Genomic DNA, 26427 nt, shown 5'->3' on the forward strand with positions numbered 1-26427 from the left:
AATGTAATAACATGATTATAATACAAAATAAAAAAGCCGAAGACTTACTCTACGACTTATACCATAAAAAGGTTAGAAAATTCGCCATGAGAGTAAATATAAAACCATATCCTAATAAATAGCATGCCAAATAAACTGATATTACTTATCAGTCACACTAAATTATTTAAATAATGATTTTAGCTTACATCTCCATACGACTTATACTATGCGATAATATAGTACTAAGTTGTCGGACGACATTCCACCTTTCATAATCATATTATTACACATAGAAATTTTAACAATATTTTTAATAATTGTCAATTATATAATTAAAAATAGGTAATTACTTAAAATAATTCTTTCATATCAATTAATAAAAGGTATAAAAATCATAATAGATTTTTATACCTTTTTAATAAGAAATGTTTTATTTATACTCAAAACTAATATTATTATTTTCATTTACAGCGTCTTCAAATAACTCAATAATAGAATTACCATAGTCACCTAAATTTTTTATTAATTGCTTTTTATTGTATATAATTATATGTAATTTTTCACTATAACTACATAATATGTCCCACAAAGCATCTAAATTATTACCATAATAATCAGGTAATGAGATATTATGTTTTAAATAATCATGAAACTTGTTTTTAGTGGTTAATTCATTTCCATCTAATTCAATAATCATTATTAATCATTCCCATAAAGTAAAGTGAAAGAGTCATAGTGGTCAGCAGTAAAGAAGATTAATCCATCGTTAGAGAACACTATTCTCCTAGCTCCTCTATAGCCACCATTATAATCAATATCACACTCAAAATAATATCTACCACTAGCCTTTGGAAGTAATCCTTCTCTATTATAAAAGCGATCGCCACCAATACTTTTATGATCAGTTACATCCCATAGATTTCCTTTACTAGATACCCAACCTAAATCTTTTGCTTCATCTTTAGTAATAAAATTATTAGGAAGTACTCCATATGTGTATAGGTATAGAGCGACGTCATCTTTAGAAGTAAAGTATCCATCCTCATCAATGACTGGATCATTAGTTGTCGTGGTTGTTTCTATTTCTTCTGTAGTAGTTGTAGTTGTTTCCGTAATTTGTGAATTTTCTGTTGTTGTCTCGTTAATTTGTTCCGTTGTTGTTGTCTTAATTGTTTGAGTCGTACTAGGACAAACATTTTTTGTACACCCAAATAATGTTATTGATAGCAACACAGTTAACAAGTACATTAATTTCTTCATCATTCTTCCGCATCCTTTTTTGTGATAATTTGTGTGCTATTTATTATAGCATATTTTATCAAATTAAATCGCAAATAATCCTTATTTTCTTAAGAAAGTTCATATAATGTCTAATCATATTTTAAAGGGGGCTATATAATGATAGCACCCTAATGATTGATATCTTTACTTATATCATTTTATTATACTAATCCATTAGCAGATAAATTCTTTTGATAAGCTTTCAAATCGATATTCAAATCTTCTATAATAGGATTTCGCTTAGTTTTAATCATCTTATATACTTGATATCCAAACATAGAAACATTCGCAATAAGCGCTAAAACACTTAAAACTAATAAGGCATTAGTGTTATGGGTTGATGTTACACCAAATAATAATTTATCATCAGCATAACTATAAGATAAAGAGAACATCGCCCATAAGGCAAGTGTCATTGCTCTATGTTGTAACCAAGCACCTCTTTTGAATATTTCAGCAACAGTACAAGCAACAAGAATAACAACACCAGCATACATTGCTCTATTTGAGATACAATTATAACAATAAGCAATATTCCATAAATCATAAGCAATAATCCAAAACCATAATTGATCTGCCCAAATCATATCTTTTGATTTTGTTTTGGCAATTCTAATGCCAGCCCAACCTGTTAGTGATAATACAAGGAAAATACCAGCAATTGCATTAATAATATTCCAAGGACCACCTTGTAGAAATATCCCGTTTTGAATCTCACCATGGATTGAAAATACTTCAATATCACGGAAAATAGCTTCAATAATATTTATCGTAAGAATGGCAAAGGGAAAATACAATGCGTATTTATTATTCCCAACTCGTTTTATGTATCTAATTGCCATAAAACCGATAACACCAGCTAACGCTGAGTATGTTTTTACCCATGCGAACCAATATCCGCCTGATGTACCAGCTCCTGCTGATTTAGGCCATAAAAATATAGTTAGTACTATTGGTGCTATAATATAGCAACAAATAGCTGCCCACTTACTTCTTCTTGTTATTTCATTTACAAGTAGAAGTAATAAAATTAATCCAATGATTGTTAAAACTGCTTCCAAAGTATAGTTTTCAAAGAAAAACATATTTACCTCCTAAATGTTATTAAAATTATTATTCCCAATCACTTATTGAATAAGCTTACATAAATGGGTATATCTTATACCACTCATGGCATAATCACGTACTACTAATAAGTTTAATACGGCACTAATTGCATCTAACAGTTCTACATTAAACCTTAATTATTTATTCAATATAATCAATCATTTTATACTTATACTTAACCACTTAACTCTATTGGTCAGCCTTGTTTGTTTTGAGTATCTTGTCTTGAGCAAAAGTCACAACAAATAAACACTTGGTTTGACCAGGTAACTTCGTGAAAATTTTAACATATTATTAAAAGAAATGCAATAAACCAGTATACAAATATTTAATTACTATTAACTTGATTTTTCCTAATTTATTATTATCCATATATATTTAAACTTTTAATAGAATTAACAATGTTATATCTTAAATTATCTGAATATAAAAAAAGTATCTTTTATTTATATATTCACTTGAAATCCAGAATGAAACACTATATAATATTATTGGTATTTGGTTTAACCAAAAACGAAAAGAGGGATATTATGAAATTCAATGAAATTGTTGCACCATCTATGAAAGAGTTATTTATTAAAGCGATAGAAAATACAATATTATCTGGAGAACTAAAAATAGGAGAGAAGCTTCCTACAGAAAGAGAATTGGCAAATCAAATGAAAATTAGTAGAACGATTGTCAATCTTGGTCTTAATGAATTAGAAAAAAAAGGCTTTATTGTTATCGTACCTCGACAAGGTGTATATGTAGCTGATTATATTAGAAATGGAAGATTAGAAATCCTCATGTCTATTATTAATTATAATGGAGGAAAATTTGATAAAAAAACTTTCTATTCCTTGATGGAATTTAGAATGATTAATGAAGGAGAAGGCGCCTATCTAGCTGCATTAAACCGAACAGAACAAGATATCGAATTAATGGAAGCTCTATATGAAAAAATGCTTAATGGAGGATCATATGAAGAAATTTCACAATTAATATTTGATTTTCACCATGCTGTTCTTTGTGCAACAGGTAACTATATCTATCCATTAGTACATAATGCCTTTGAAAATATTAGTGTTGTTTTAACAGCTACAATCTTTAAATATTTTAAAGTTGAAGAAACTACTGACCAAATTAAAGTTATCATTAACATGATTAAAGCAAAAGACCGGGTTAAAGCTAAAGAAGCCATGTATAATTTGATAAGTACTGGAATTAAAAGATTAGAAAAAAATTATTTTGAATAATTCATTGAGTAATAAATATAACAACAAAAATCCCTAAATTTTAGCCACAAAAATTTTAGGGATTTTCTAATTTATTTATTCAATTTACATATGATTTTAAGATTTAATTAGATATTATTCATCTCTACTTGCTAGAATAAATAATATACCAGATAAGAGAAAGGGAAAACTAATTAATACAGAAGCTAAAATCTTATTAGATCCAGCAGTTATATATATAAATACCGCATAAAAAACGGAACAAATCGTTAAAATATACCCACCAATTCTTTCTTTATACCAGGTACATATAATACTAAGTAATAATATAACTGCAAAACTACACACTATTATTCCAACAGGTTCAATAGGCTCAATAGATTCTATACTACATATCATTTCCCCAATAATCATAAATTAATAAAATGTGATTGATATTGAAGTTATTATACGGGCAGTCCATCTTAAAATACCTTTTTTCACGTTAAATCACCTCAATCATAAACTAAGAACTATATGATATTTTATATTTACTACTTATTTAAAAATTGACTTTGAAATCATACGTATTTGATTTAGTTCAAGTTTATCTAATTGTAGTAAAATATTCTTCGATACATCAATTTGTGAAAATTCATGGGAATTATTTTGAATATAATTTACCATTCGCTTAAATATTAGTGTATTTGCTTTTCCGTGAGGTGAAGGACTATTTATGTCTTGTGACATTAAGGCATGTAAAGAATAAAAAGGAACTTTTCCATAATGTAATTCAGTTAATTTTGCTTTATATTCAAGAGCAGATGAAATTCCACCTACATGTTTAACCCAAGCATAGATACCTATTTTTATCATAGATAATATATTCTTCAGATCTATTGTGTGCTGTCCTTCATGAGAAACGATAGATACTTGATAGATACTTTTATAAAATCTACTATAGAAATATTTTATCTGATCTGATTCACAGTCAAATTTGTTTATGGCCTCATCATAAATTTTATTAATAAACTTCAATTTAAAGCGATAATTTAACCCTTCGGAATAAAACACCTTATCAACAGGATACAAATCATATGATAAATCTTTATTTGCAGCTTCCTTCCATATTTTAGATATACCTTTATCAGTAATTGCTTTCCAATTTCTATTAATTGATTTGTATCGATCAGACACATAATATATTGTGTTTTTCATATTTGGACTTACCCAGCCACCAGTTCCACTTTTAAAATATTCCCATGCCCAAGTGGTATAAGTTTGATCTATATCTATACCCAATTCAATACACTGAAGTTTTCCTTTTTTATTCCAATAATTTACACATAAATTTTGTGTATTAACTACAAAAGCTGTATAGGTTCCATATAAATGATTTTTTGCGAAAAAATTATTTATGTGTAAATTAAATTCTTTTAAATAGAATTTGCAAATCTTTTTCCATGATTTTTTATTTAGTTTATCAGGTAATTTATTCAGTTCTTTAAAATGTTGACTTAGTTTAAGTAATATACTATAAAGCATTTGTTGGTGATTTTTTATATTTCTTTTCTCTCCATGTATAATAGAATTGTATATTTTTGTAATAGTAACCTTAAACTCTTCTATAATCTTTAAAAAATCTTGAATAATTATAATTCTATTTTGAACATCAGATTGAGTAGACTCCATTTCTACTATTTTCTGATACACAATAAGCGCATCTTCATATAAAGATGCTTTATAATAACTATCTCCGAGTTGTATTAGTTTTACACAATCTAAATCATTAGCAATAATATCTTTAGTTACTGTTCTTATATTCTTATAATTTTGTTCAATCGTTCCTACAACTTTTTCTTCATCGTCAATTAAATTATCCATTTTCCATAACTCAAAAGCTTTCATGTAATCTCCATTTTTAACACAAATAACTCTTAGTTTTCTAATGGCCTGTATACATAAAGGATCCACTTCAATTGCTTTCTCGTAATAGTTCCTACATTCCTTATTATCATCTAAGTTTAAATAACAATCGCCAATTTTTGCGAGCAATTCTGAATCTAATGAAGTTAGTTGTTCTAAAGCTTTTTTATAACATTCTATAGCTTCATTAAACTTTTTCTCATCATAATAAATATCTCCCTTTATCCCATAACTTTGATACTCATTATTTGAAGTTTCAATTGCTTTATCAATAATCTCATGAGCTCTCGAGTAGTCTTTCTCAAAATAAAATAATAAATGAGATAGATAACGATATGCCTCTGTTAACCCCTTGTCATTATTTATTGCCTCTTCAGTTAACCGAATTGATTCACTTAAATTTAACTGATATAAACTTGATTTGGCTTCTTTTAAATATTTTTCAGCTTTATCATTTTTATTTAACATCATACTATTTCTCCCTCTTTAAAAATGTTAATTTCCTCAATACTAATCAATGATTTTCTTTACTAAATAGTACTATCCCCTTCGAATTATTCCATATTTAACCATATATTTAGATATTATCATGTTTATTATTTCAGGTCAAATACTTACTTGGTTACTCTTTTAAAAACCTGAATATAGAATTTAAATAATAACACATCTAACAATCTAAAATTTAATTTGTTTTTTAAGCTTATCTTTCAGAAGATATCATATATTCTACTTAAGGACCTTCATTTATCTTAAATACCATATAACAAATTGCATTTATTTAATGTTTTTAGTATAATCTTTATACATATCATGCATATTTGTGAATAAATATATTATACTTATTTATAGTTAATATTTTTTTAAGAAAGGGAAATTTTATTTTATAAATTTTTAATGTTAAAGAGGAGGAATTAGATGACAACTTTAGAAATAATTTTAATAATTGTATTAGTAATAGTAGTGCTTTTTGAAATTATCTGCGAATATCTTCTTTCTCAAGTTATAACTAGAAAGTTATACAACGAAAAAAAACTATTAGATTATGAGATTAATAGTGGGTTACTAAATGAAGACTTCTATAATAAATTTGAAAAAGAAGAAATATGGTTTAAAACAGAAGATGGTTTAAATCAAAGAGGAATTTATATCAAAAATGATAGTAATTCCAATAAAACAATAATTATTGTTCACGGGATAACAGTAAGTATAACTACTTCCATTAAATATATGAGAATGTTTTATGATCGGGGATTTAATGTTCTTATGTATGATCAAAGAAGACATGGTATGAGTGAAGGAAAGTATTCAACTTTTGGATTTTATGAGAAACAAGATTTAGATTTATGGGTGAATTGGGTAGTTGATAAAAATGGTGCTGATAGTATTATAGGCCTTCATGGAGAGTCTATGGGAGCTGCTACTGTATTACAATATGCAGGAATAAATAAACATGTTGATTTTATTATCGCTGATTGTGGTTTTTCAAATATGATTGAACTTATGAAGTATCAAATTAAAAAAGCAACTAAACTACCATCTTTCCCAATTCTTAACAGAGTGACATTAAAAGCTAAAGTAAGAGCTAAGTTTAGATTTAAAGATATAAGTCCTATAGATGTAATTAAAGATTCAGATCTTCCAATATTATTTATTCATGGTGATAAAGATACTTTTGTTCCTACTTTTATGAGTGAAGATATGTATAATGCAAAAAAGGGTAAAAAGAAACTATATATTGCTAAAGGTGCTGCACACGCACTTTCACTAGAAACTGATAAAGTACAATATGAAAAAATCGTTAATGAGTTTCTAGATGATGTTTTACAATAAAAACAATTAAATAATTTAATGTATTAAAAATGCATTACCTAAACTTTTTTATTAGGTAATGCATTTATTATACATTGATAATTTGATAAATATTTTATTTTATAACTCTAATTTCAGTTGTGAGGTTGGAACACCACTTAGAAATCCTAATTTATGATTAAAATATTCTACACTATTTCCTGATACTACCGACAAGCAAATCGCAGGATATTGATTTTTACTTGCAATATCCAATACTAGTTAAGTACTCTGTTTTTAAATATTCTATTTAGCTATTTAAAAATATTACGAAATTCTTAGGGTTTTTTTGCGAAGTTATATTTTTACAAAAACATTCTAATAAAAGTTATAAAGTTTTTTATGGAACATCTACATAGACACCAACTAGAAAAACATCGAAATAACTGATATAATTAATACATAGTTAATCAACATAATATTTAAATTATGTTTTAAGGAAGTGTAACGATGATTTATAATCGTAGATTAAGGTCTCATTAACAATTTTAATATAAATAGAAAAGCGAGGTGATTCAGTTGACAGATGAAATTATCATCCGTGCAATGGAAGAATCTGATTTAGAAGAAGCCCTTAAATTATGGATGATATCTTTTAATTCAGGGTTTTCATCAAATTTTGATACTAAAGAAATTCTAATAAAATATCTAAACAGAAATCCTAATTTGAGTTCTGTAGCATGTACACAGGATGGAAAAATAGTTGGTGCATTAATGTGTGGACATGATGGTAGAAGAGGTTCTATTTATCATACAGCAGTTTATAAGGAATACCGAAATAAAGGTATAGGAAGAAGGATGGAGCAGCGTTCTTTAGAAAAATTAAAAAGTATTGGTATAACCACAGGATTCTTGTTTATTAATATTAATAATCCTGGTTCAAAAGAGTTTTGGAATTCCATCGGATGGTCGGTTATCCAAGACATAAAATACTTATACAAGGAGTTTTAGTAAAACTAAAAACGAACCAATAGAGATTAATATTAGACTTTATAAACCAAAACATCTCTAAACTTTTTAAATGAATGAGCAGAAACGGTTGGACAAAACTTAAGAATAAAAATGAAATCCTCGATATATAATACTTGAGAATTTTATTTTTTAGGGTATATATTTGTCATCTTAAGATTGATAAAACTAATGACTATTTCTTGACATCAACTTTTAGTGATTTTAAGTTTCTTTGCTTACTCAATTTAATCTAGTTTAAATGTTGGAGAACACTGAAAAGCAATCTCTTCTATTTTGTTTATTATACTAGTTAAGTTAATGAAGTCATAGTTACTTAATAAGATTACCGAAACACCTTTATCTGGGTAAACTAAATATACTGATTTAAATCCAGGTAGACCTCCATCTTGATAAAAATACTCAATCTTATTATTTTTCTTTAACATAATTTTCCCATAACCATAATAGAAATCTTCATAAACTTGACCATATTCTTTTAACAATTTTTCATTGTAAATTTCAGTTAAAATTTGACCTTTCATCAACGCTCTCAACCATATAGTCAGATCCTCTACAGTAGAATATATGTTACCCGCCCCATTGAATACAGAAAAATCTTTCATTGTACAATTGATCATATTTCCATTTACCATTGAGTAGCCATTAGCCTTATTTTTTAGAATCTTTTCATTTTTAAAACATCCTGTACTCATCATAGAAAGCTTTTTAAAAATAGCTTCTTTAATAAAATCTTCATAAGTCTTATTAGAAACCTTCTCAATTATATAACTTAATAAACTATATCCCATATTAGAGTATTCAAACTTTTCTCCGGGCTCATTAACTAGAGGTTTATATTTAAATTTATTTATATAATCATTTAAGGAATGTTTATCTTTAGTGTAAATAAAATATTCAGGATCTTTATATAATGGTGCTAAACCTGCTGTATGAGTTAATAACTGATGTATTGTAATCTTATTACTATTAGGATAATCTACAACATACTTGTTTATTGTATCATTCAGATCTAGTTTATTATCTTGGGCTAATAGCATGATTGCCATTGCAGTGATTGATTTAGTTATAGAAGCTATACAAAATTTAGTATCTAATTTGTTTGGTATATCAAAATCATGGTTTGCCATCCCATAACTTTCTTTTAAGATAACATGGTCACCTTGACCAACTAGAACTGTTCCACTGAACTCTTTTTTTTCTTCAAGTTCCTTAAAATATTCATTTATTTCTTTATGTTTATCCATTAAATATCTCTCCCTACTTTTTTATTATATAATAGATTATATAAAATAAAGACTGACAACTGTATGTCAGTCTTTACTATTGTTTTTTTAGTATAATCAACCAATTATAATATATATTCTTATACCCTAGTAATTACTCTTTATTACATAGTGGTAGATAGTCTCAGATTTTGGACCCTCTTATGCAGTACCACTTATCTATTTAATAATGTATTTAAAAGGTATAATATCATTACTGATTAGACCTTTATACTACATACAAATAAATCTATCCTAAGAACATTTTTAAATCTTCATCAACCGTACCTATACCTGCTATTCCAAAATTATCGACTAATACTTTGGCTACATTTGGTGATAAGAATGCAGGTAATGTAGGTCCTAGGTGAATATTTTTTACTCCTAAGTAAAGTAACGCTAGAAGTACAATTACTGCTTTTTGCTCATACCACGCAATATTATATACAATAGGAAGTTCATTTACATCATTCAATTCAAATATTTCTTTCAATTTTAACGCGATTACAGCTAGAGAATAAGAGTCATTACATTGTCCTGCATCTAGAACTCTAGGAATTCCACCTATATCACCTAAATCAAGTTTATTATAACGATATTTAGCACATCCTGCCGTTAATATTACCGTATCTTTTGGTAATTTTTCAGCGAACTCTGTATAATAACTTCTTGATTTCATTCTTCCATCGCAGCCTGCCATCACAAAGAATTTTTTAATCGCACCTGATTTAACTGCTTCAACTACTTTATCCGCTAAGGCAAATACTTGTGCATGAGCAAAACCACCAACAATTTTACCATTTTCAATTTCTTTAGGAGAAGGTAACTGCTTAGCATGTTTTATAATATCACTAAAGTCTTTTTGTTTTCCATCTACTCTATCTTTAATATACTTAAATCCTGGATAACCTGTAGCTCCTGTAGTATAAACTCTATTCTTATAGCTTTCTCTTGGTGGTACAATACAGTTTGTTGTAAATAATATTGGTCCATTAAAGGTTTCAAATTCTTCATTTTGTTTCCACCAAGCATTACCATAATTACCAACAAAATTAGAATATTGCTTAAAGAATGGATAATAATGAGCAGGTAACATTTCACCATGTGTATAAACATCTACACCTGTACCCTTTGTCTGTTCTAATAACTCTTCTAAGTCTTTCAAATCATGTCCTGATATTAATATTGCTGGATTATTTCTAACCCCAATATTTACTTCAGTTATTTCAGGGTTTCCATATGTTTTTGTATTAGCTTCATCTAGCAACGCCATCGTATCTACACCATATTTACCTGTTTCTAAAGTAAGTGCCACTAGATCTTCTCCACTTAAAGTATCATCTAATGTAGCAACTAAGGCTTTTACGATAAAATTATAGATTGCTTCACTTTCTTTTCCTAGAGCAACTGCATGTTCAGCATAAGCTGCCATTCCTTTAATTCCATAAGTAATTAATTCTCTTAATGAACGTACATCTTCATTTTCAGTAGCTAATATGCCTACTTCAATAGAATCTGACTTGGCATAAATTTCTGATTCAGTTTCCGCTACAAAGATGGCTGCATCATGTAATTCTCCTAAAGATATTCCTTTCTCTTTTAATTCTTCTTTTATTTCTTCCCTAAGTGATAATACTTCTTTAATTTTTTCGATAATAGCTATTTCATCAAAGTTAGCATTCGTTATCGTCATGAATAATCCATTCAACATAACATGATTCGCTTTAGGAAATCTAATACCATTCTCTAATCCTATTTTTTGAAGAATAGCCATTCCTTTTAATACATAAATCATTAAATCTTGTAAGTTTGAAACGTCTTCTGTTTTTCCACAGACCCCTTTAATAGTACACCCGGTCCCTTTTGCCGTTTCTTGGCATTGATAACATAACATACTCATTTAAATTCCTCCTATATATTTATTTACATTAAGACATATGCTTATATTTAGCAAGCAATTCTTAATTTTTATAAAAATATTTAAATTATAATTTTCAATTAGATAATATATCTTTCTAAATCAAATTTCAGTATCCTATGGTACAAGAAATGATATTTAATAATTATTTCCAGCTGCTTTGACATTATCTGGGTCAAAAGCATGACAAGGTGTTACCCCATAAACCATATTACACTGTGGACACTTATCCTCAAATGTACTCATTTCAAAAGTATTTCCACAGTCTACACATGTAATTGAGAAAGCCATCGGCAGATATTGATTTGAAAACCCCATTGCTCTAACTTTATCTACTATTTGTTTTCCATTCTGAAATTTTCCACTACATCCTTCATGCATATTCATTCACCTCTATTCTTTTATTCACTTTTTAATATTTCGCCTTTTCTTAGTTTTGTTCTCATCGAGTTATACACTTGATCCATTTTCTCTAATTCTAACAATATGCTTTTTTCTTCATCATCGGTTTCTATCACTTTATAGATTCCACCATTTTTTATGACAATCCTTTTATCTGCCATAAGTGCTAAACTCGGATCATGTGTTGCCATTAAGACAATTTTCTCTTCATTTACAAGAAGATTTAATGCTCTTTTTCTATCAATTCCAGCATTTTCAATTTCATCTATTAAAACAATTGGTGATTTACTTAATATGGCCGTATCTGCAATCATTAAAGCTCTTGATTGACCACCACTTAAACCAGTAATAGGTGTATCTAAATTAAACTTTTCACCTGCTAATTCATTGGCTGCTTCGATTATTTTTCTAATCACTTCTTCTTCATTATCAATCATTCTACTTTTAGCATGTAATTCTAGAAATTCCTTCACGGTTAAATCCATCACAAAATTCATGTTTTGCGACAATTGCGCGACCAATTTATTACTTGTTGAAAAGCGAATGCTTTTATCAGGCAAATCTCCGTTAATTAAGATTGTTCTTTCAGTGGGTGTATCTTTATTTGCTGCCCATTCTATATCTGCGAGTAATCTACTTTTTCCAGAACCTGTAGGACCGACTATGGATATAATCTCACTTTTGTTAATGGTTAATTGATCAATATTCTCTTTATTCCCATATTTATCTTTACCAGAAACAATCGTTATTGATTCTACTTTATCTTTATCTAATCCTAAAAACTCAAGCATTTGATTAATATACTCAACTAAATCAGATTTAATCTTTTCTATGTCTATTGCCCACTCTTCCCTATCTTCTTCTGTAAATTTATTTAAGTAATCTAAGAACGTATATTCTTCATAACCATTTACATCTAATTGATTATTTTCAAAAAATGATAATATAAATGGGTATTTCTTCTCTAAATAACTGATTTTTTTTGTTTCTAATTCTTTTATATTAATCATTGTCATCACCGATTTTCATTTTTCTTACATTCCCCATCTGATATTCTTCACCAATTCTTGTCTCTCCTAAACAGTATGAGCATAAAGCTGATGGCATTGGGAATTTTAATTCCCTTCCTTTTACGGTTTCAATACTCGCCTCGATGTCATAAACAAGTGTACTTAGTTCAAAGGCTCCTTGCCCTGTCAGTCCATTTACAAAAATAATTATAGCTTTAGGATTGACTGAATTTACACGAGATGCAAAAACCTCTCTCTCAGCTTGCGATACAATATCCCCTTTTGTGATTACGATTATATCAGCTGTTTTTAACATGGGTCCTATTTTTTTAGGTGTATTTATACCACTTAAGTTATCAATTACACAGATTGCTTTAATCCCTTTCATATAAGGAGAGCATCGATTACATAATCCTGCACTTTCAGTGATCAGTAAATCTAATTTTTCCTTTTTTCCCCATCTTACAACTTCTTCAATATTACTTGCAAAATAGTGGTCTGGACATAATGAACCTGATAATCCTTTTTTTACAGGTACTTTTGCTTTTTCATATAGAATATCATCATCTGTATATAAACAATCAAATTTAACTACCCCTACTGATAATCCTCTCTTTTTAATCGCTTCTATCGTTTTTAATATGACAGAAGTCTTCCCAGATGAAGGAGGACCTGATATCGTTACTAAATTCATCCTAAACATCTCCTTTTACAGCACGATTAAATATAGCTTCACATTCTTTGATTAAACTTGAAGTATCATGTTCTTTTATATAATCCCAACCAATCCACATATATTTATTTTCTTTCGTGATCATATTATTGACTTTAGGATTTACACTTGGAAATTTACCATTATGAGATAATATTTCTCCTATTTCTTTTGAAGCAAAAAACTCAACAATTGGTTTCAATTTATCTTTTTTATCTTTTTTAGTTAACATAAATATCGGACTTATAATAGCCCCATCCTTTGGCCAAACAGCAATCATTGGACCACCTTTTTTAACCATTTTGGTAAAGAAATAAGGCATTATTGTAACGACTGGTTTATCAGTTTTTTTGATATGTGATTTCACCATTTCAGATGGATGCATACTCCTTTGTAAACTTTTTCCTAATCTTTTTACCCCATCTTCTCCATAGGTTTTGTAAATATTCAACAATATTGCATTAAACAAATCAAAATCTCCAATAGGTAAACTAACACTATTTTCAAATTCTTCTTTCAAAATATCTTCCCAACTAGATGGTATTTTTCTCCCCTTTAATTCTTCTTGATTCACTAAGAAAACAGCTGGGACAACACCAATAATAGAATATTGTTTATTTGGGTCCTCTAATTTAATATAATCATTATGAAAATCTTCATTATACTGATTAAAACCAGTTAAATCTTCAAACATATCTTCTGATTTATATTTACCAAACAGTTTTTTATCAAAGAATAAATCAAAACCTGCTGATATAAAGATATCTGGTAAATCATCTTTTGATTGACTTTTTAGAGTATCTTCTAACCAGTCAATCCCCATCGAAGCAGCTTTTAATTCATAATCAATATGAAAATCATAATTTTTATCAGTAAGCCAATCTTCAAAAGCTTCTGTTAAAGGTACTCTAACTGGACACGGCAATATTCCCGCTATTTTCACAGAGTCTTTTTTATTAGATGATTTATTTAACCTAACTTCATTATTTTCTATCCGTTCAACAAGTTGAGCTACAAATGTATCAACATTTATTTTTTTTAACTTTAAAGCATCTTCTAATGTTATTGATTTACCAATAGCTCTTCTCATATTTTCATCTTTTATCTTATCAAACCCAACTGATATTAACAGTTCTAAAGCTTCATCATATTTTTCTGTAATATCATATATTTTATCTTTTATATCAAAATATTTATTTTTCATGTTACTTACATCTCCTTTTATCCTATTGATGTATTATTAGTCTACCACTAAATACATATGATATCGGTATCCTTTGTTACCATTTTTATCGTATTAAATAATAAAAAAACGCATATAAATGCATTAAATACACTATATACGTTATTAATTTATTCTATATCATAAACATGCTTTTAATCTTTTTAAATCTAATATTTTAAAATAATTTCTATAAAAATCTATAATTCCTTCTTCCTGCATCTTGATTAATTCTCTAGAAAGAGAAGGTCTAGACACCAATAAATACTCAGCTAATTCATTTCTTTTTAAAGGGATATCAAAATGAACTTTATTATTCATTCGATATTGTCGAAGTAAATATGTACTAATCTTTTTTCTAATACTTTTTAATGAAAGAATCTCTACTTTTTTATTTAAAATCAAGGCTTTTTTTGCCACAATTTGAAGCATATTTTCAATCATTATTCTATGCCCATGACAAACCTTAGTACATATTCCAACAATTTTCTGAGGTGGCAAAAACAAAATAGTACAATCTGTATTAGCAACTACTGTTGCTAACCATACATCACTTGTAAAAGCAGCTACTTCTCCAAATAAATCTCCACTCTTTAACCTACTCATTATCACTCTATCACCAGCTAATGAGTCTTTCCCAACAATAACCTCTCCTTCTAAAACGATACCTATTCCATTTAATTCCTCTTTTTCAATCGTTATTACATCCTTTTTATTGTAGATTTTTATACTTGGTGTTAAACAATTTAATATACGTCTTAGTTCATCCTTCTCTATACCTTTAAATAACTCAATCTTCATCAATTGATTGATCCATTTTTCATACATCCCCATCAACCTCACTTTATATAAGTTAATTTTAATCATACATATTAAATCTGAATATCTATTATATTATTATATAATAATTAATAATATATTTCTGTAACATATGTTACCGATTTTAAAATATAATTTTTATTATACTTTATTGTTTTTGATTCGTTCTTTGCCTTTTTCAGTAGCAGCAGTTTTTCTTGTCAATTTTTTAATTTTATCAACATGTCTAAACCGCATTGCAGACCAGTCATTATTAATTGATACTTGTGATACTGGCTCAAATTCAAATGGTGCAAAAACATCCCACGCTTTATTTCTTTTTATATCCGATTTATATTTCTTAGAAGTTCCCTTTGGATAACAGAACCATAAGTATCCATCATCTCCTAATGCTTTTATCACTGATTCTGCAATTTGGTAAGCATCTACCAAATTCATAACAAAGATTTGAATGAAATCATACTTCCCATTTATTTCTGTATGAATTTCAGATTCTATATCTTCTATGACTTCATTATATTCTTCTGGCATATTTACTATAAGAATTGGATTTTGTTCTTTTAAACCTAGTTTTTTCAAAATTGGATTCATATTAATCTCCTTGATTCATATAATATGACCTATCTATTTTTATTTTTAATTACATTTTATAAATTATTTTCAGTAATTATTATATTTTTTAATACATTGATTAATTCTATTTCCATTAAAGCTAAACCCTTATAAGGAAATTCATCTATAACTGATAAAGCATCTTGACAATACTGTAATGGTAATTCAACTTTTCTATTTATATAATACTCATAATATGCTTTAATACGTAGTCCATTAATATCATTGTCTTTTTGTAGCTTTTCTTCTATTTGTGTATAATATTTCTTAACTTTTTCAAAGTTATTAGTTATACAACCGATATAGCATATTTCATAGATAATAGTTCGTTGAAGTGGGACAGGTATAATCTTTATATTTTTTTCTAAAAAATCTATATAATACATCATTTTTTCAATATTATTTTCATCTAAAGCTTTATAATATAATAAGATAACATATCTAATATTCGCTCCAAATAAATACTCTATGTTATATGAATGTGAGATTTGAATATCTCTTGGACGAATACCAGATGATAGTTGAGTTATAAAGACACTTATATCACCCTTTATCCTCTGTATTGGTTTATTCAAAATTATATTTATTATACATCTTCCATCATTAGGATTATTCTTAATATATAACGGAATTAGATTAAATAAAGCAAAGAATATTGATAAAAAACCTAACATAAGGATAAACACTTCGATAAATTTAGGTATATCATCAAAAATCATTAATAATAATAAAACTATAATTCCTGTAATAAAATTAATAATAATTCCACCAGCAGTAAATAAAATATCTTTACCTCTTGATGTATGTCCCTTTGGCGGAATCATAACACAATAACAACCATAGCCTTTTGGTTTAACAATTGTAAATCTTATTTTTGAATCTACCATTTTCCATAAAAAGATACTGAATCTATATGTGATAAGTTCAAATCCAAGCATCCTACCAAATAAATAATGACCAAACTCATGTATATTAAGAGTAATAAAATATGAAATAAAAAAGTAAATTAAATATAACATAGGATGCTCTTCATAAAAATTACTAACACTATAAACTTTTAACACATACAACCATCCAATAAATCCAATAATACATAGTGTCCATTGTAACATCCAATTATTTTTGTTTTTCTTCTTTTTACTATGTTCCATATACCCTCCACTTTTCCCTAATAAATCCATATTTATACGTTATATATATTATATTATATCAAAAAGATACTGCGTTTACAGTAACTTTTATTATTTATATTTTATATAAGAAGAGCCTGTCGTCTTTTTAATTTTTTTACAACTCCCCTTCAAAAAGTCAAAAACCACTACTTATGATTTATCATAAATTAGTGGCTATTCTCAGTTTTTAAGTATCAATCTGAAATAATTTTCTTACACCGTTCATGAGTAAAAAGAATAAAAACAATATATATAATCATAAAAATTATAGAAGAAATGACGGTTGAATAAATAAAAGAATGAGCATCTACTGTCATCAAACTGTAGGAAGACATAGCGATTGTTCCAACTATACTATGAGAAATTGCGACGATTAACGGAAGTGAAAAATACATAAATATCTGTTTGAAAATAGAACTGTGAACATCAGCTTTCTTCACACCAAGCTTATTCATAATTTCATAACACCTTTTATTATCCATTGTTTCTGTCATTTGCTGTAAGGACAATATAGAGGCTCCAACAATTAATAGAATACTTCCAATGAACAAACCTGTGAAAACATAAGAAGAGGCTTGCTTTAGGTTGTAATCCCTTTGATCACTTCTCAAAATAACCTGATGACCACCACTATAGCTTGCTATATAATTATATAGACCTTTATCACTGTTGCTTTCAAAGTCACTTTTCAACATATCGGTTCTTAATTCCTTGGTGTTAATAATCAAAGAAATATCATAGTTACCAATCTTTGAATTGATAAAATCTTCGTCTGATACTACTATTGTTACCCCACCACCTATAACACCTCTAGAATCGTTAAGGGGCTCCAAATAGATAAGCTGATTCGGATTGAAAAGTTTTTTACTGCTTATCTTAACCTCTCTACAATTACCAATAGATTGCATAACAGCCTTGTCTGCATGAAGCAAATATTCTCCTTGATTAATCAATACACTTTTATAACCTGAGATTTCTCGTACCTTATTATAATCAGATAGCATAATTAAACGTGTTGATATATCCTCAAAAAACGCATATTCATCACCCAGTTTGTAGGTTTTATGAGGATCTAAGAAGTAACTTAGGGTATAGTCTGTTCGATATAAAGGGAAACTATATTCTTTTTCGATAGTATAACCTTGTTCTTTAATATAATTTGTCACTTTGTCTATTGAAACATCGGGTTGTATTCCGCTAACTGATATGGAATATGGTGCAGTATATTTTAAATTTTCATCAATCCAAATATGTGCTGAAAAACCTAGATTAAGCATAACAAGTGTTAGGCTCATTACAAATGAGATGATACTTAGTAAAATTCCATTTTGTCCTACTTTACTTGTAAGTTGTTTATTTGAAAAGAGATTTATTCCACTATACATTTTCTTTCTATTATGACTAATTAAGAATGACATTACTGATGAGCCAAATAAAAAGATTCCAATGTGACCTAATAGTCCAATTCCAAACGCAATTTCTGTTGAGGTATCGGTGAAATCAATGTTTGGTTTTAACATTAAGATGTAAAAATATATGATTGCCACTATGCTTAAAACAAAACAAATAACAGAATAGTTGATAATTCCCTTTCTTTTTCTCTTTTTCAATATTGCTCTTTTTGATTTAACAATATTTATCAAATTTGCACGAGATATAATAAAATAGTTAAATATCGAAATGAGTACAAAGATAATAAAAAATGTAAACAGTGTATTAATAAATGCAGTTCTTTCAAAAAGAATAGTACTATGTTGTATTTTAAGACCAAGCAATTTTATAATTAGTAAATCAAAGATTCGTGTTCCAAATATCCCTAAAACACAACCAGAAACAAAGGAAATAACACTTATTATAAGAGTTTCTAAGATCATCATAAGGTGAACCTGAGAATATTTTAATCCAAGCATTAAATAAATACCAATCTCACGACTGCGTTTTTTTAAGATAAAATTGTTTGAATAAAGAGCAAGTCCTGTAACAATTAGCGTAATCGAAAGTGAAAGTTGCGTTAATATTCTTGTCAAATCCTCTACTGAATTTTCAGAAAACTCCTTCATAAAGGGTTGAAACTTAAGTAAATTGAATATATAGCTAAAAGAGACAGTAAGGGTTAAGGTAATGAAATAAATAGTATAATCATGGAAATTCTTTTTAACATTTTGGTACGATAGTTTAAATATCATCATTATTACCGCCCTCTAGTACGGATATTGTATCAAGAATTTGTTCAAAAAATTCTCTTCTTGACCTATTCCCTTTTTCTGCACGAGTAAATACCCTTCCATCCCGAATAAAAATAACACTATTGGCATAACTTGCAGCAACTGAGTCATGTGTTACCATTAAAACTGTAGTGTTAAGTTCGGAATTGATATATGATATTGTTTCAAGCAAAGTTTTAGAGGTTTTGGAATCAAGTGCTCCTGTAGGTTCATCTGCCAAAACAAGAGAAGGTTTGTTTATGATTGCTCTAGCTGCTGTTGCTCTTTGCTTTTGACCACCTGAAATCTCATAAGGGAATTTGTTTAATATATCCATTATGTCAAGCTTTTGTGCGATAGAATTCACCTGACTTTTTATTATTTTCTCATTGGCATGATTGATTGCAAGCGAAAATGCAATATTATCATAGATTGTTAAAGTATCAAGAAGATTAAAGTCCTGAAATATAAACCCCAATTCCTCACGTCTAAAATCAGAAGCCTTATTTTTATTTATCTTTGACACATCAATATCATTTATCAAAAGTTTTCCACTTGTAGGCTTATCAAGCGTGGAGAACATATTTAAAAGAGTTGTTTTACCACTTCCAGAAGCACCCATAATAGCGATAAACTCCCCCTCATAAACCCTAAGATCAATGCCATTTACAGCTTTAGTGATAGAGGTTCCTTTACCATAATATTTTTTTATGTTTTCTGCTTTTATTATTTGATTCATACTATTTTCACACCTACTTAAATACGTTTTTATTGATTTAATCTATTATATTTTAGCATTATCAAATTATATTAGAAATCGATTTTCCTTACAAAAAAAGAGGAACCTTTCATTTTTGAAAGATAACTCTCATAACTACGTTAACTGAAGTACAGAAAATATAATTGATACAGTAGTTTTCTGTCTTTCAGAAGTAACAACAACCTTGTGTCCTAATCCATCACAGATTTTTTTAACAAGATAAAGTCCCATACCAGTACTATAACCGATGGCTCTACCATTTTGTCCTGTAAAACCTTTCTCAAATACTCTTTTAATATCTTGTGAAGGTATACCTTTTCCATTATTTGTGATCGATAGAATAATCGAATGATCCCTTTTTTCTATTACGATAAAAACTTCTGGTTCGGTTTCATCACTGTATTTAACCGCATTGTCAAGAATTTGGCTGATAACAAATTCAATCCACTTTGAATCAGTTAGTACTAATTCACTGTTTTGACAAATACTTAAATGTACATTTTTAGCAATAACCTGGCTTCTATGCTTATTAATCGCTTTCTTTACAACTGGAAGTAAAACAATTTCATTGACAAAATAATCTTTTTCAATGTTGTAGCTTCTAGCATAAAACAGTGCTTGCTCTACATATTTTTCGATTATCTCATTTTCTTCTTTAATACTACGACTATCAGGGGTATCCGTTTTATCAGATATTAACTTAATAACAGATATAGGTAGCTTTATCTCATGCACCCATCTTTCGATATACTCACGATATTCATCACGCATTTTTTCTATTTCAGCAATTTTATTATTATAGGAAATACAACTTCCTTCAATAATGTCATGATAAATCTTGGTTTCCTCACTAAGTGATTCATCAATAAACTCACTTACTAAAGTTTTCTCATCAAGGGAATCAAAGCGATATAATAGATCATTATAGTAATTTCGCTTTCTGATAAACCGAATAATGTGATATAGAATATTTAAAGATATCATAAATAGATTGATAATTAATATATCTTGTAAGGACAGATTAATCAACATGAAAAATATAATAAGAAATATAAATGTACTTATTTGTAGAACAACTAACCATTTTTCATCTTTTAAATATGTTCTTAGTTTCATTTTATTATATATCCTTGTCCACGTATAGTAGATATGATGTCATTTAGACCAATATCAGTAAGCTTTGAACGAAGTCTTGTAATATTAACTGACAAGGTATTTTCATCTACAAAATCATCATTATCCCATAGTGTTTCTATCAGTCTACCACGGCTTACAATACTCCCCTTACTTTTTAAGAGAACAGCTAAAAGTCGTTGTTCATTTTTTGTAAGTTCAACTTTTTTATCTTTATATTCAAGAATGTTTGAAGCTGTATAAAGTTTTATACCATCAGTGGAAATCGTTTCACTCATTTGGGTTATTCCATAACTACGCTTAAGTACTGCAGAAATTCTTGAAAGCAATACTTGATTGTCATAGGGTTTGGTGATGTAATCATCGCCACCCATAGTCATCGCCATCACCTCATCAGCAGTATTGTTTCGACTTGTCAGGAATATAATAGGCACATTTGAGATTTCTCTGATTTTTCTACAAAAATGGTATCCGTCAAAAGAAGGGAGGTTAATATCCAGTAATATAATATCTGGACGTTTTAATTTGTATTCTTCAAAAACATAATCAAAATCATCTATTCTATAAACTTCATAACCATACTTTTTAAGCAAGTAGCATAATTCGTTACATAGCTTGAGATTATCTTCAATAACAAGAATTTTATACATTTTATACCTCCTTCGTCTATTGTTTTATTTAATTACAGCATTCTGAAAGATTATTTCTACATATTATACCACAATATTTTTCCCATATAAACAAGTTAATATTCTGCATTCTTCCCCCTAAAACTAACGTACCTAATAGTACAACACAAACAAAGACAAAATCATTTTCAATAAATAAATTATTGTTTCTAAATATATACATAACAATTCCGTGAGATAAGTAAATTTCATAGGATATACTACCTAAGTATTCCCACAGTTTATTATTAGGTGACTTTCGATTAAATACTAGGAGTATCATCACACAACTAAAAATAGTAATCAATTGTAAACAAAGGATAGACAAAGGCTTACCTAATATTTTATCCCCTAATGTTGGTGTTGCTTTTAATTCCGATATAGAGTATCCACTAAAAAAGTAACTAACAACTAATCCTAACAAGCATAAAGTAATACCACTAATTAAATAAAATATAAATCTTTTAGAGTTATTTGAAAAAAATTTTTGAAATTTGTTTTTATATACCGCCCAAAACATACCTATAACAAAAGTAAAACATGAACTATACCACCAATATCCATATCCCAAAATAATACAAATAATCGCATAAACAACCATTCCTAAAAACATACTAACAATAATCATATTGTAGCTTCTTTGAAACAATAACGCTATGATGTAAAATATAATATAGAAAACCAAGGTCGCCAACACATACCAAGAAAAGGCAACAATTGGTTCACCATTAAACAGTGATAATATCACATCAAAAGTAGTGATAACTTCTCCAGTAATATTATAAAAAAATATATAAATTACGATGGTAATAATATATGGAAAAAGCAATTTAGGTATTCTCTTCTTAATAAATGATTCTAAATAATCTTCTTTATTAATGTATTGAGTCATCAAACCATATCCAGAGATAAAGAAAAATACACCTACTGATTCAATTCCCAAAATTGAAAAACAAGAAAATACAAGTCCCATATCTGTAAATAATGACAAATGGTGTAGCACAATTATAACCGAAAAAAAGCCTTTTATTTTTATTGAATTGTTTTGTGATAAGACATCATTAACCTCAGTATATGATTTATTTAGTCTGACTTTTTTAACAAGAAATAAAATAGTTAAAATAAATATAATATCATAAATCATTTTCTCCCTACTTTCAAACAAGTAATACCATACCTGTAATCCAATAATTTTATAATTTATTTTAACAATGCTACTGTATAAGTAAAATCGATTTATCTTACAAAATAAAGGGTTACCTTTCAAAAACGAAAGATAACCCTTTGTTCTAGTTATTATATTTAGATCAACTCTACTAATAAATTATGTATGTTACACCATGCTCTTACTTTTTAGTCTTATTAATATTTATAACATTAGACACAATTGTAATGCCACCAACAATTAAACACCCTATTCCAAATAAATTTCGTTCTAACACTACTCCAATTGAACCGACAACAATAAGCCCAACACCTATACTATTTCCAATAACTGATCCAATGAAAGATACTTTCTTTGAAGGATGAATTAATTTTTCTACCGTGTCCATGGATTTACTCAAAGTATTTTGTGAAATATTTTTTGTTGCTTCAATTAGATTTTTATTGTATTTATTCATATTATCACCTCCATATAGTAGTTGGTAGTGTAAAAGTTTTTCTTAAAACCAATACAAAACCTTATATATATATTATTTTTTATTATATAATGAGTTCCCCCCCTGTGTTTGGGAGGTTGCTCGTTATATTTTTTTAACCCTTTATATACAAAAAGATAGATACACCTGATATAATTTAATCACCACAAAAAAACTATAAGGAGTATCTATCATGGTTAAAATTATATCAGTTCTTTCAGTATTTTTAAAGTATTTAAACAAACTACTTTATAAATTTATTCTTTTTCTAGATTCACACATTATTTCTACACCTAGTTCTAAGTCATCTGGCACTTATTATGAACCTTTTAGGAAGTTCACTGTTGATGGTGAACCTATTATTCAGAAGGTTGAAAAGCTAGATTATCAAGAATTGCTTAATGTGTATTTTTTAAAGTACAATAAGCATCTCAAACCAGTTACTAGACGAATATAAATGTCAAGATAATAATGTACATTTTTGATCATTTAATAATGTACATTTTTAATTTTCTTCGATAAAGTAATTTTTAAGTCGATAAGATTTACCTGTAATGTTAACTACATGAGCATGATGAAGAACTCGATCAAGGATAGCGTTAGCTATTACAGGGTCTTTAAAAATATCATCCCAATTAGAAAAGTTAATGTTGGTTGTAATTATCGTACTTCGTTTTTCATATCGTCTATCTATTAGCTGAAAGAACAATTTAGAATCTTCTTTGTCGATAGGTAAATAGCCTAGTTCATCAATAATCAATAATTTGTACTTGGTAAAATGCTTGAGTCTATCGTTTAAGCGATTTTCTAACTTAGCTTTCTTTAACTGGGCTATCAAATCATGACATTTTATAAAGTAAGTTGATATACGCTTCTTCGCAGCGGATATACCTATTGATGTAGATAAGTGGGTTTTACCAACACCACTCGTTCCCATAAAAACGATGTTCTCGCATTGATGGATGAATCGATGACTCTCAAAATCTAATATTTGTTCTTTGTTTATATTTTCTTGGAAAGAGAAGTCAAAATCCTTCAATTCTTTGTAATGGGGGAATGCCCCTACTTTAACCATAGCTTTGATCATACTAGCCTCTTTATAATCAATTTCATATGTTGTTAATTTAATAAGCCCATCAACGAAAGATAGATTATTTTTATTAATAAAGTTAATAGTATCGTCTAAATGATTTTTCATTTCTTTTAATTTTAAATATTCTAAATTTGCGATTAATTGCTCGTGTGCTGTTGTCATTATTTATAACGTTCTCCTATCTTATTAAGATTTTCTTTTGCGAATTTTTGAATATCTTCATCATCAAAAGATAGAGTCATTCTGGCAATCTGTATATAGTGCTCCTCTAAATAATTCAACTTTTTACTACTTAACGAGTGTATTGTCACCAAATTTGTGTTAGAATATATGTGAATTTGATTATCATATACCTGCAGTTGAAGTGTACGGTTCATATATTTAGGTGGTACTGAATATTGATTACCCTTATAACTAATCATTGATGATGAGTTTACTTTCGCTGTTATGGTTTTAATCAAGTATAGATTTCTTATCGTGTCTCGTGGAGGGGACTGTAAGAAATCTTTTTCATTTTGTAGGCCAAATAGTGGAATCATATCATAAGCTCTATGTAACCTACTGTTTTCTCTGTTGTTTATTTCTTGTACCTTTTTCACTAATTGTTCATAATTTAAATCACCACTATATGCTTTTAATTCATCTAAAATTTTCATAGGGGATTCAACCTTTGCTTTTGTATTTGGTCTGCCTGCGATACAGGGTTTAACTTCAAATCCATAATCATTAGCGAATTGTTGAAATTTATTATTTACTTTTCCTTTTGAATATTCAGTTCTTGGTACATCCATTACTGTTTTCATATTATCAGTTAGTATTTCATGAGGTACACCACCAAATGCTTGAAATGCTTCGTCTATGAAGTTAAACAGTATGTCTTGAGATTTAGTTAATGATAATCTATAAACTCTAAACCTTGAGTAACTCAGTAATAAAACGAATATATTGATTGTGATGACTTCTCCTGTATCAAGCACGAAATTCATTGATTCTTTCCAATCTAGCTGTGCTTGTTGACCTTTATCTGTTTCATAACGTATAACTGAAGGTGCTTTGATAGCACTTTTTTCTTTTGATCAAAGTACTCTTGAAATTCTGGTGTTTTACTTATATATCGCCTAAATGATGATTCAGCACATTTTAGTCCATAATTATCACTAAGATACTGCCAAAGCACTTTTTTATATTCAAAAACTTTTATTTTATCATTGAGTAAATCTTTAATTAAGTAGTAATAATCATCTACTATACTTGATCGTTTTCTATTTTTAGACTTCTCATAACCATTAATGTACTTACTTATCGTTCTTCTATCAACATTTAACTCTCTTGCTAATCGACTTTTATTTACCTTTAAGTTTGTTGTTTCCATTAAATTCTTTAATACCTTCAAATCATTTAATTTCTGTATTTCTATATTAGTATCTATTTCATAGTTTAGTATCATAAGTTGTCCTCCCATTGATTAACTATGAAATTATACTATA

Annotated in this window: 25 protein-coding genes and 1 pseudogene; 4 read left to right on the plus strand and 22 right to left on the minus strand. The window is 28.1% G+C overall.

Annotation, left to right across the window (positions count from 1 at the left end):
- Positions 1-412: 412 nt before the first annotated feature.
- The 3 genes from KHQ81_12315 to KHQ81_12325 form a co-directional block, all read right to left on the minus strand.
- On the minus strand, positions 413-679 hold the full coding sequence (locus tag KHQ81_12315; GenBank protein QVK17623.1) for a barstar family protein: 267 nt from the start codon (positions 677-679) through the stop codon (positions 413-415).
- 2 nt (positions 680-681) lie between these two features.
- Positions 682-1230, minus strand: coding sequence for a ribonuclease (locus KHQ81_12320; GenBank protein QVK19634.1), 549 nt, complete (start codon positions 1228-1230; stop codon positions 682-684).
- Between the two features lie 194 nt (positions 1231-1424).
- Complete coding sequence (locus KHQ81_12325) at positions 1425-2348, minus strand: hypothetical protein (GenBank protein QVK17624.1); 924 nt, start codon at positions 2346-2348, stop codon at positions 1425-1427.
- A gap of 552 nt (positions 2349-2900) precedes the next feature.
- Here KHQ81_12325 and KHQ81_12330 point away from each other — a divergent pair.
- A complete protein-coding gene (locus KHQ81_12330) occupies positions 2901-3608 on the plus strand; it encodes a FadR family transcriptional regulator (protein QVK17625.1) in 708 nt (235 codons plus the stop codon).
- Positions 3609-3722: 114 nt separating this feature from the next.
- On the opposite strand, the gene KHQ81_12335 is transcribed toward KHQ81_12330, so the two are convergent.
- Positions 3723-3986: a hypothetical protein gene (locus KHQ81_12335; GenBank protein QVK17626.1), complete on the minus strand. Its 264-nt coding sequence runs from the start codon at positions 3984-3986 to the stop codon at positions 3723-3725.
- A gap of 138 nt (positions 3987-4124) precedes the next feature.
- On the minus strand, positions 4125-5963 hold the full coding sequence (locus KHQ81_12340; GenBank protein QVK17627.1) for a hypothetical protein: 1839 nt from the start codon (positions 5961-5963) through the stop codon (positions 4125-4127).
- Positions 5964-6407: 444 nt separating this feature from the next.
- Here KHQ81_12340 and KHQ81_12345 point away from each other — a divergent pair, with 444 nt between their 5' ends.
- The gene (locus KHQ81_12345; protein ID QVK17628.1) at positions 6408-7322 is read left to right on the plus strand and encodes an alpha/beta hydrolase; all 915 of its coding nucleotides are present in this window, start codon (positions 6408-6410) and stop codon (positions 7320-7322) included.
- Between the two features lie 537 nt (positions 7323-7859).
- Positions 7860-8291 carry a GNAT family N-acetyltransferase gene (locus KHQ81_12350; protein QVK17629.1) on the plus strand — a complete coding sequence of 144 codons (432 nt, stop codon included), beginning with the start codon at positions 7860-7862 and terminating at the stop codon, positions 8289-8291.
- Positions 8292-8536: 245 nt separating this feature from the next.
- Here the strand turns inward: KHQ81_12350 and KHQ81_12355 are convergent, their stop codons facing one another.
- From KHQ81_12355 to KHQ81_12425, 15 genes are all read right to left on the minus strand, one after another.
- Positions 8537-9556 (minus strand): beta-lactamase family protein, encoded by a 1020-nt coding sequence (locus tag KHQ81_12355; protein ID QVK17630.1) that lies wholly within the window; start codon positions 9554-9556, stop codon positions 8537-8539.
- Positions 9557-9824: 268 nt separating this feature from the next.
- Entirely contained in the window at positions 9825-11474 is a 1650-nt protein-coding gene (hcp, locus tag KHQ81_12360) for a hydroxylamine reductase (protein QVK17631.1), read from the minus strand.
- Positions 11475-11630: 156 nt separating this feature from the next.
- The gene (locus KHQ81_12365; GenBank protein ID QVK17632.1) at positions 11631-11873 is read right to left on the minus strand and encodes a hypothetical protein; all 243 of its coding nucleotides are present in this window, start codon (positions 11871-11873) and stop codon (positions 11631-11633) included.
- Between the two features lie 20 nt (positions 11874-11893).
- Positions 11894-12904: an ABC transporter ATP-binding protein gene (locus KHQ81_12370; protein ID QVK17633.1), complete on the minus strand. Its 1011-nt coding sequence runs from the start codon at positions 12902-12904 to the stop codon at positions 11894-11896.
- Complete coding sequence (locus KHQ81_12375) at positions 12897-13598, minus strand: hypothetical protein (protein ID QVK17634.1); 702 nt, start codon at positions 13596-13598, stop codon at positions 12897-12899. The genes KHQ81_12370 and KHQ81_12375 overlap by 8 nt, the downstream gene beginning before the upstream one ends.
- Before the next feature lies 1 nt (position 13599).
- On the minus strand, positions 13600-14820 hold the full coding sequence (locus tag KHQ81_12380) for an ABC transporter substrate-binding protein (protein QVK17635.1): 1221 nt from the start codon (positions 14818-14820) through the stop codon (positions 13600-13602).
- Positions 14821-14979: 159 nt separating this feature from the next.
- Positions 14980-15666, minus strand: coding sequence for a Crp/Fnr family transcriptional regulator (locus KHQ81_12385; protein QVK17636.1), 687 nt, complete (start codon positions 15664-15666; stop codon positions 14980-14982).
- Positions 15667-15798: 132 nt separating this feature from the next.
- Complete coding sequence (locus KHQ81_12390; GenBank protein QVK17637.1) at positions 15799-16248, minus strand: DUF3052 domain-containing protein; 450 nt, start codon at positions 16246-16248, stop codon at positions 15799-15801.
- Between the two features lie 56 nt (positions 16249-16304).
- Positions 16305-17420, minus strand: a complete 1116-nt coding sequence (locus KHQ81_12395; protein QVK17638.1) for a M50 family metallopeptidase — start codon at positions 17418-17420, stop codon at positions 16305-16307.
- Between the two features lie 215 nt (positions 17421-17635).
- Complete coding sequence (locus KHQ81_12400) at positions 17636-19630, minus strand: ABC transporter permease (protein QVK17639.1); 1995 nt, start codon at positions 19628-19630, stop codon at positions 17636-17638.
- Entirely contained in the window at positions 19617-20384 is a 768-nt protein-coding gene (locus KHQ81_12405) for an ABC transporter ATP-binding protein (protein QVK17640.1), read from the minus strand. The genes KHQ81_12400 and KHQ81_12405 overlap by 14 nt, the downstream gene beginning before the upstream one ends.
- 135 nt (positions 20385-20519) lie before the next feature.
- Positions 20520-21521, minus strand: coding sequence for a sensor histidine kinase (locus KHQ81_12410; GenBank protein ID QVK17641.1), 1002 nt, complete (start codon positions 21519-21521; stop codon positions 20520-20522).
- Complete coding sequence (locus KHQ81_12415) at positions 21518-22189, minus strand: response regulator transcription factor (GenBank protein ID QVK17642.1); 672 nt, start codon at positions 22187-22189, stop codon at positions 21518-21520. The genes KHQ81_12410 and KHQ81_12415 overlap by 4 nt, the downstream gene beginning before the upstream one ends.
- A 28-nt stretch (positions 22190-22217) precedes the next feature.
- Positions 22218-23351 (minus strand): acyltransferase, encoded by a 1134-nt coding sequence (locus KHQ81_12420; protein ID QVK17643.1) that lies wholly within the window; start codon positions 23349-23351, stop codon positions 22218-22220.
- A 202-nt stretch (positions 23352-23553) separates the two neighbouring features.
- Entirely contained in the window at positions 23554-23829 is a 276-nt protein-coding gene (locus KHQ81_12425; GenBank protein ID QVK17644.1) for a hypothetical protein, read from the minus strand.
- Between the two features lie 211 nt (positions 23830-24040).
- Between KHQ81_12425 and KHQ81_12430 the strand changes: the two genes are divergently transcribed.
- Positions 24041-24304, plus strand: coding sequence for a hypothetical protein (locus tag KHQ81_12430; protein QVK17645.1), 264 nt, complete (start codon positions 24041-24043; stop codon positions 24302-24304).
- Positions 24305-24352: 48 nt separating this feature from the next.
- Here the strand turns inward: KHQ81_12430 and istB are convergent, their stop codons facing one another.
- Positions 24353-25102 (minus strand): IS21-like element helper ATPase IstB, encoded by a 750-nt coding sequence (gene istB, locus KHQ81_12435; protein ID QVK17646.1) that lies wholly within the window; start codon positions 25100-25102, stop codon positions 24353-24355.
- Positions 25102-26387: pseudogene (gene istA, locus KHQ81_12440) on the minus strand (IS21 family transposase). The gene istB and the pseudogene istA overlap by 1 nt, the downstream one beginning before the upstream one ends.
- Positions 26388-26427 lie beyond the last annotated feature (40 nt).

It is taken from the genome of Mycoplasmatota bacterium (assembly GCA_018394295.1).
In the GTDB taxonomy this organism is placed as follows: Bacteria; Bacillota_I; Bacilli_A; order Haloplasmatales; family Haloplasmataceae; genus JAENYC01.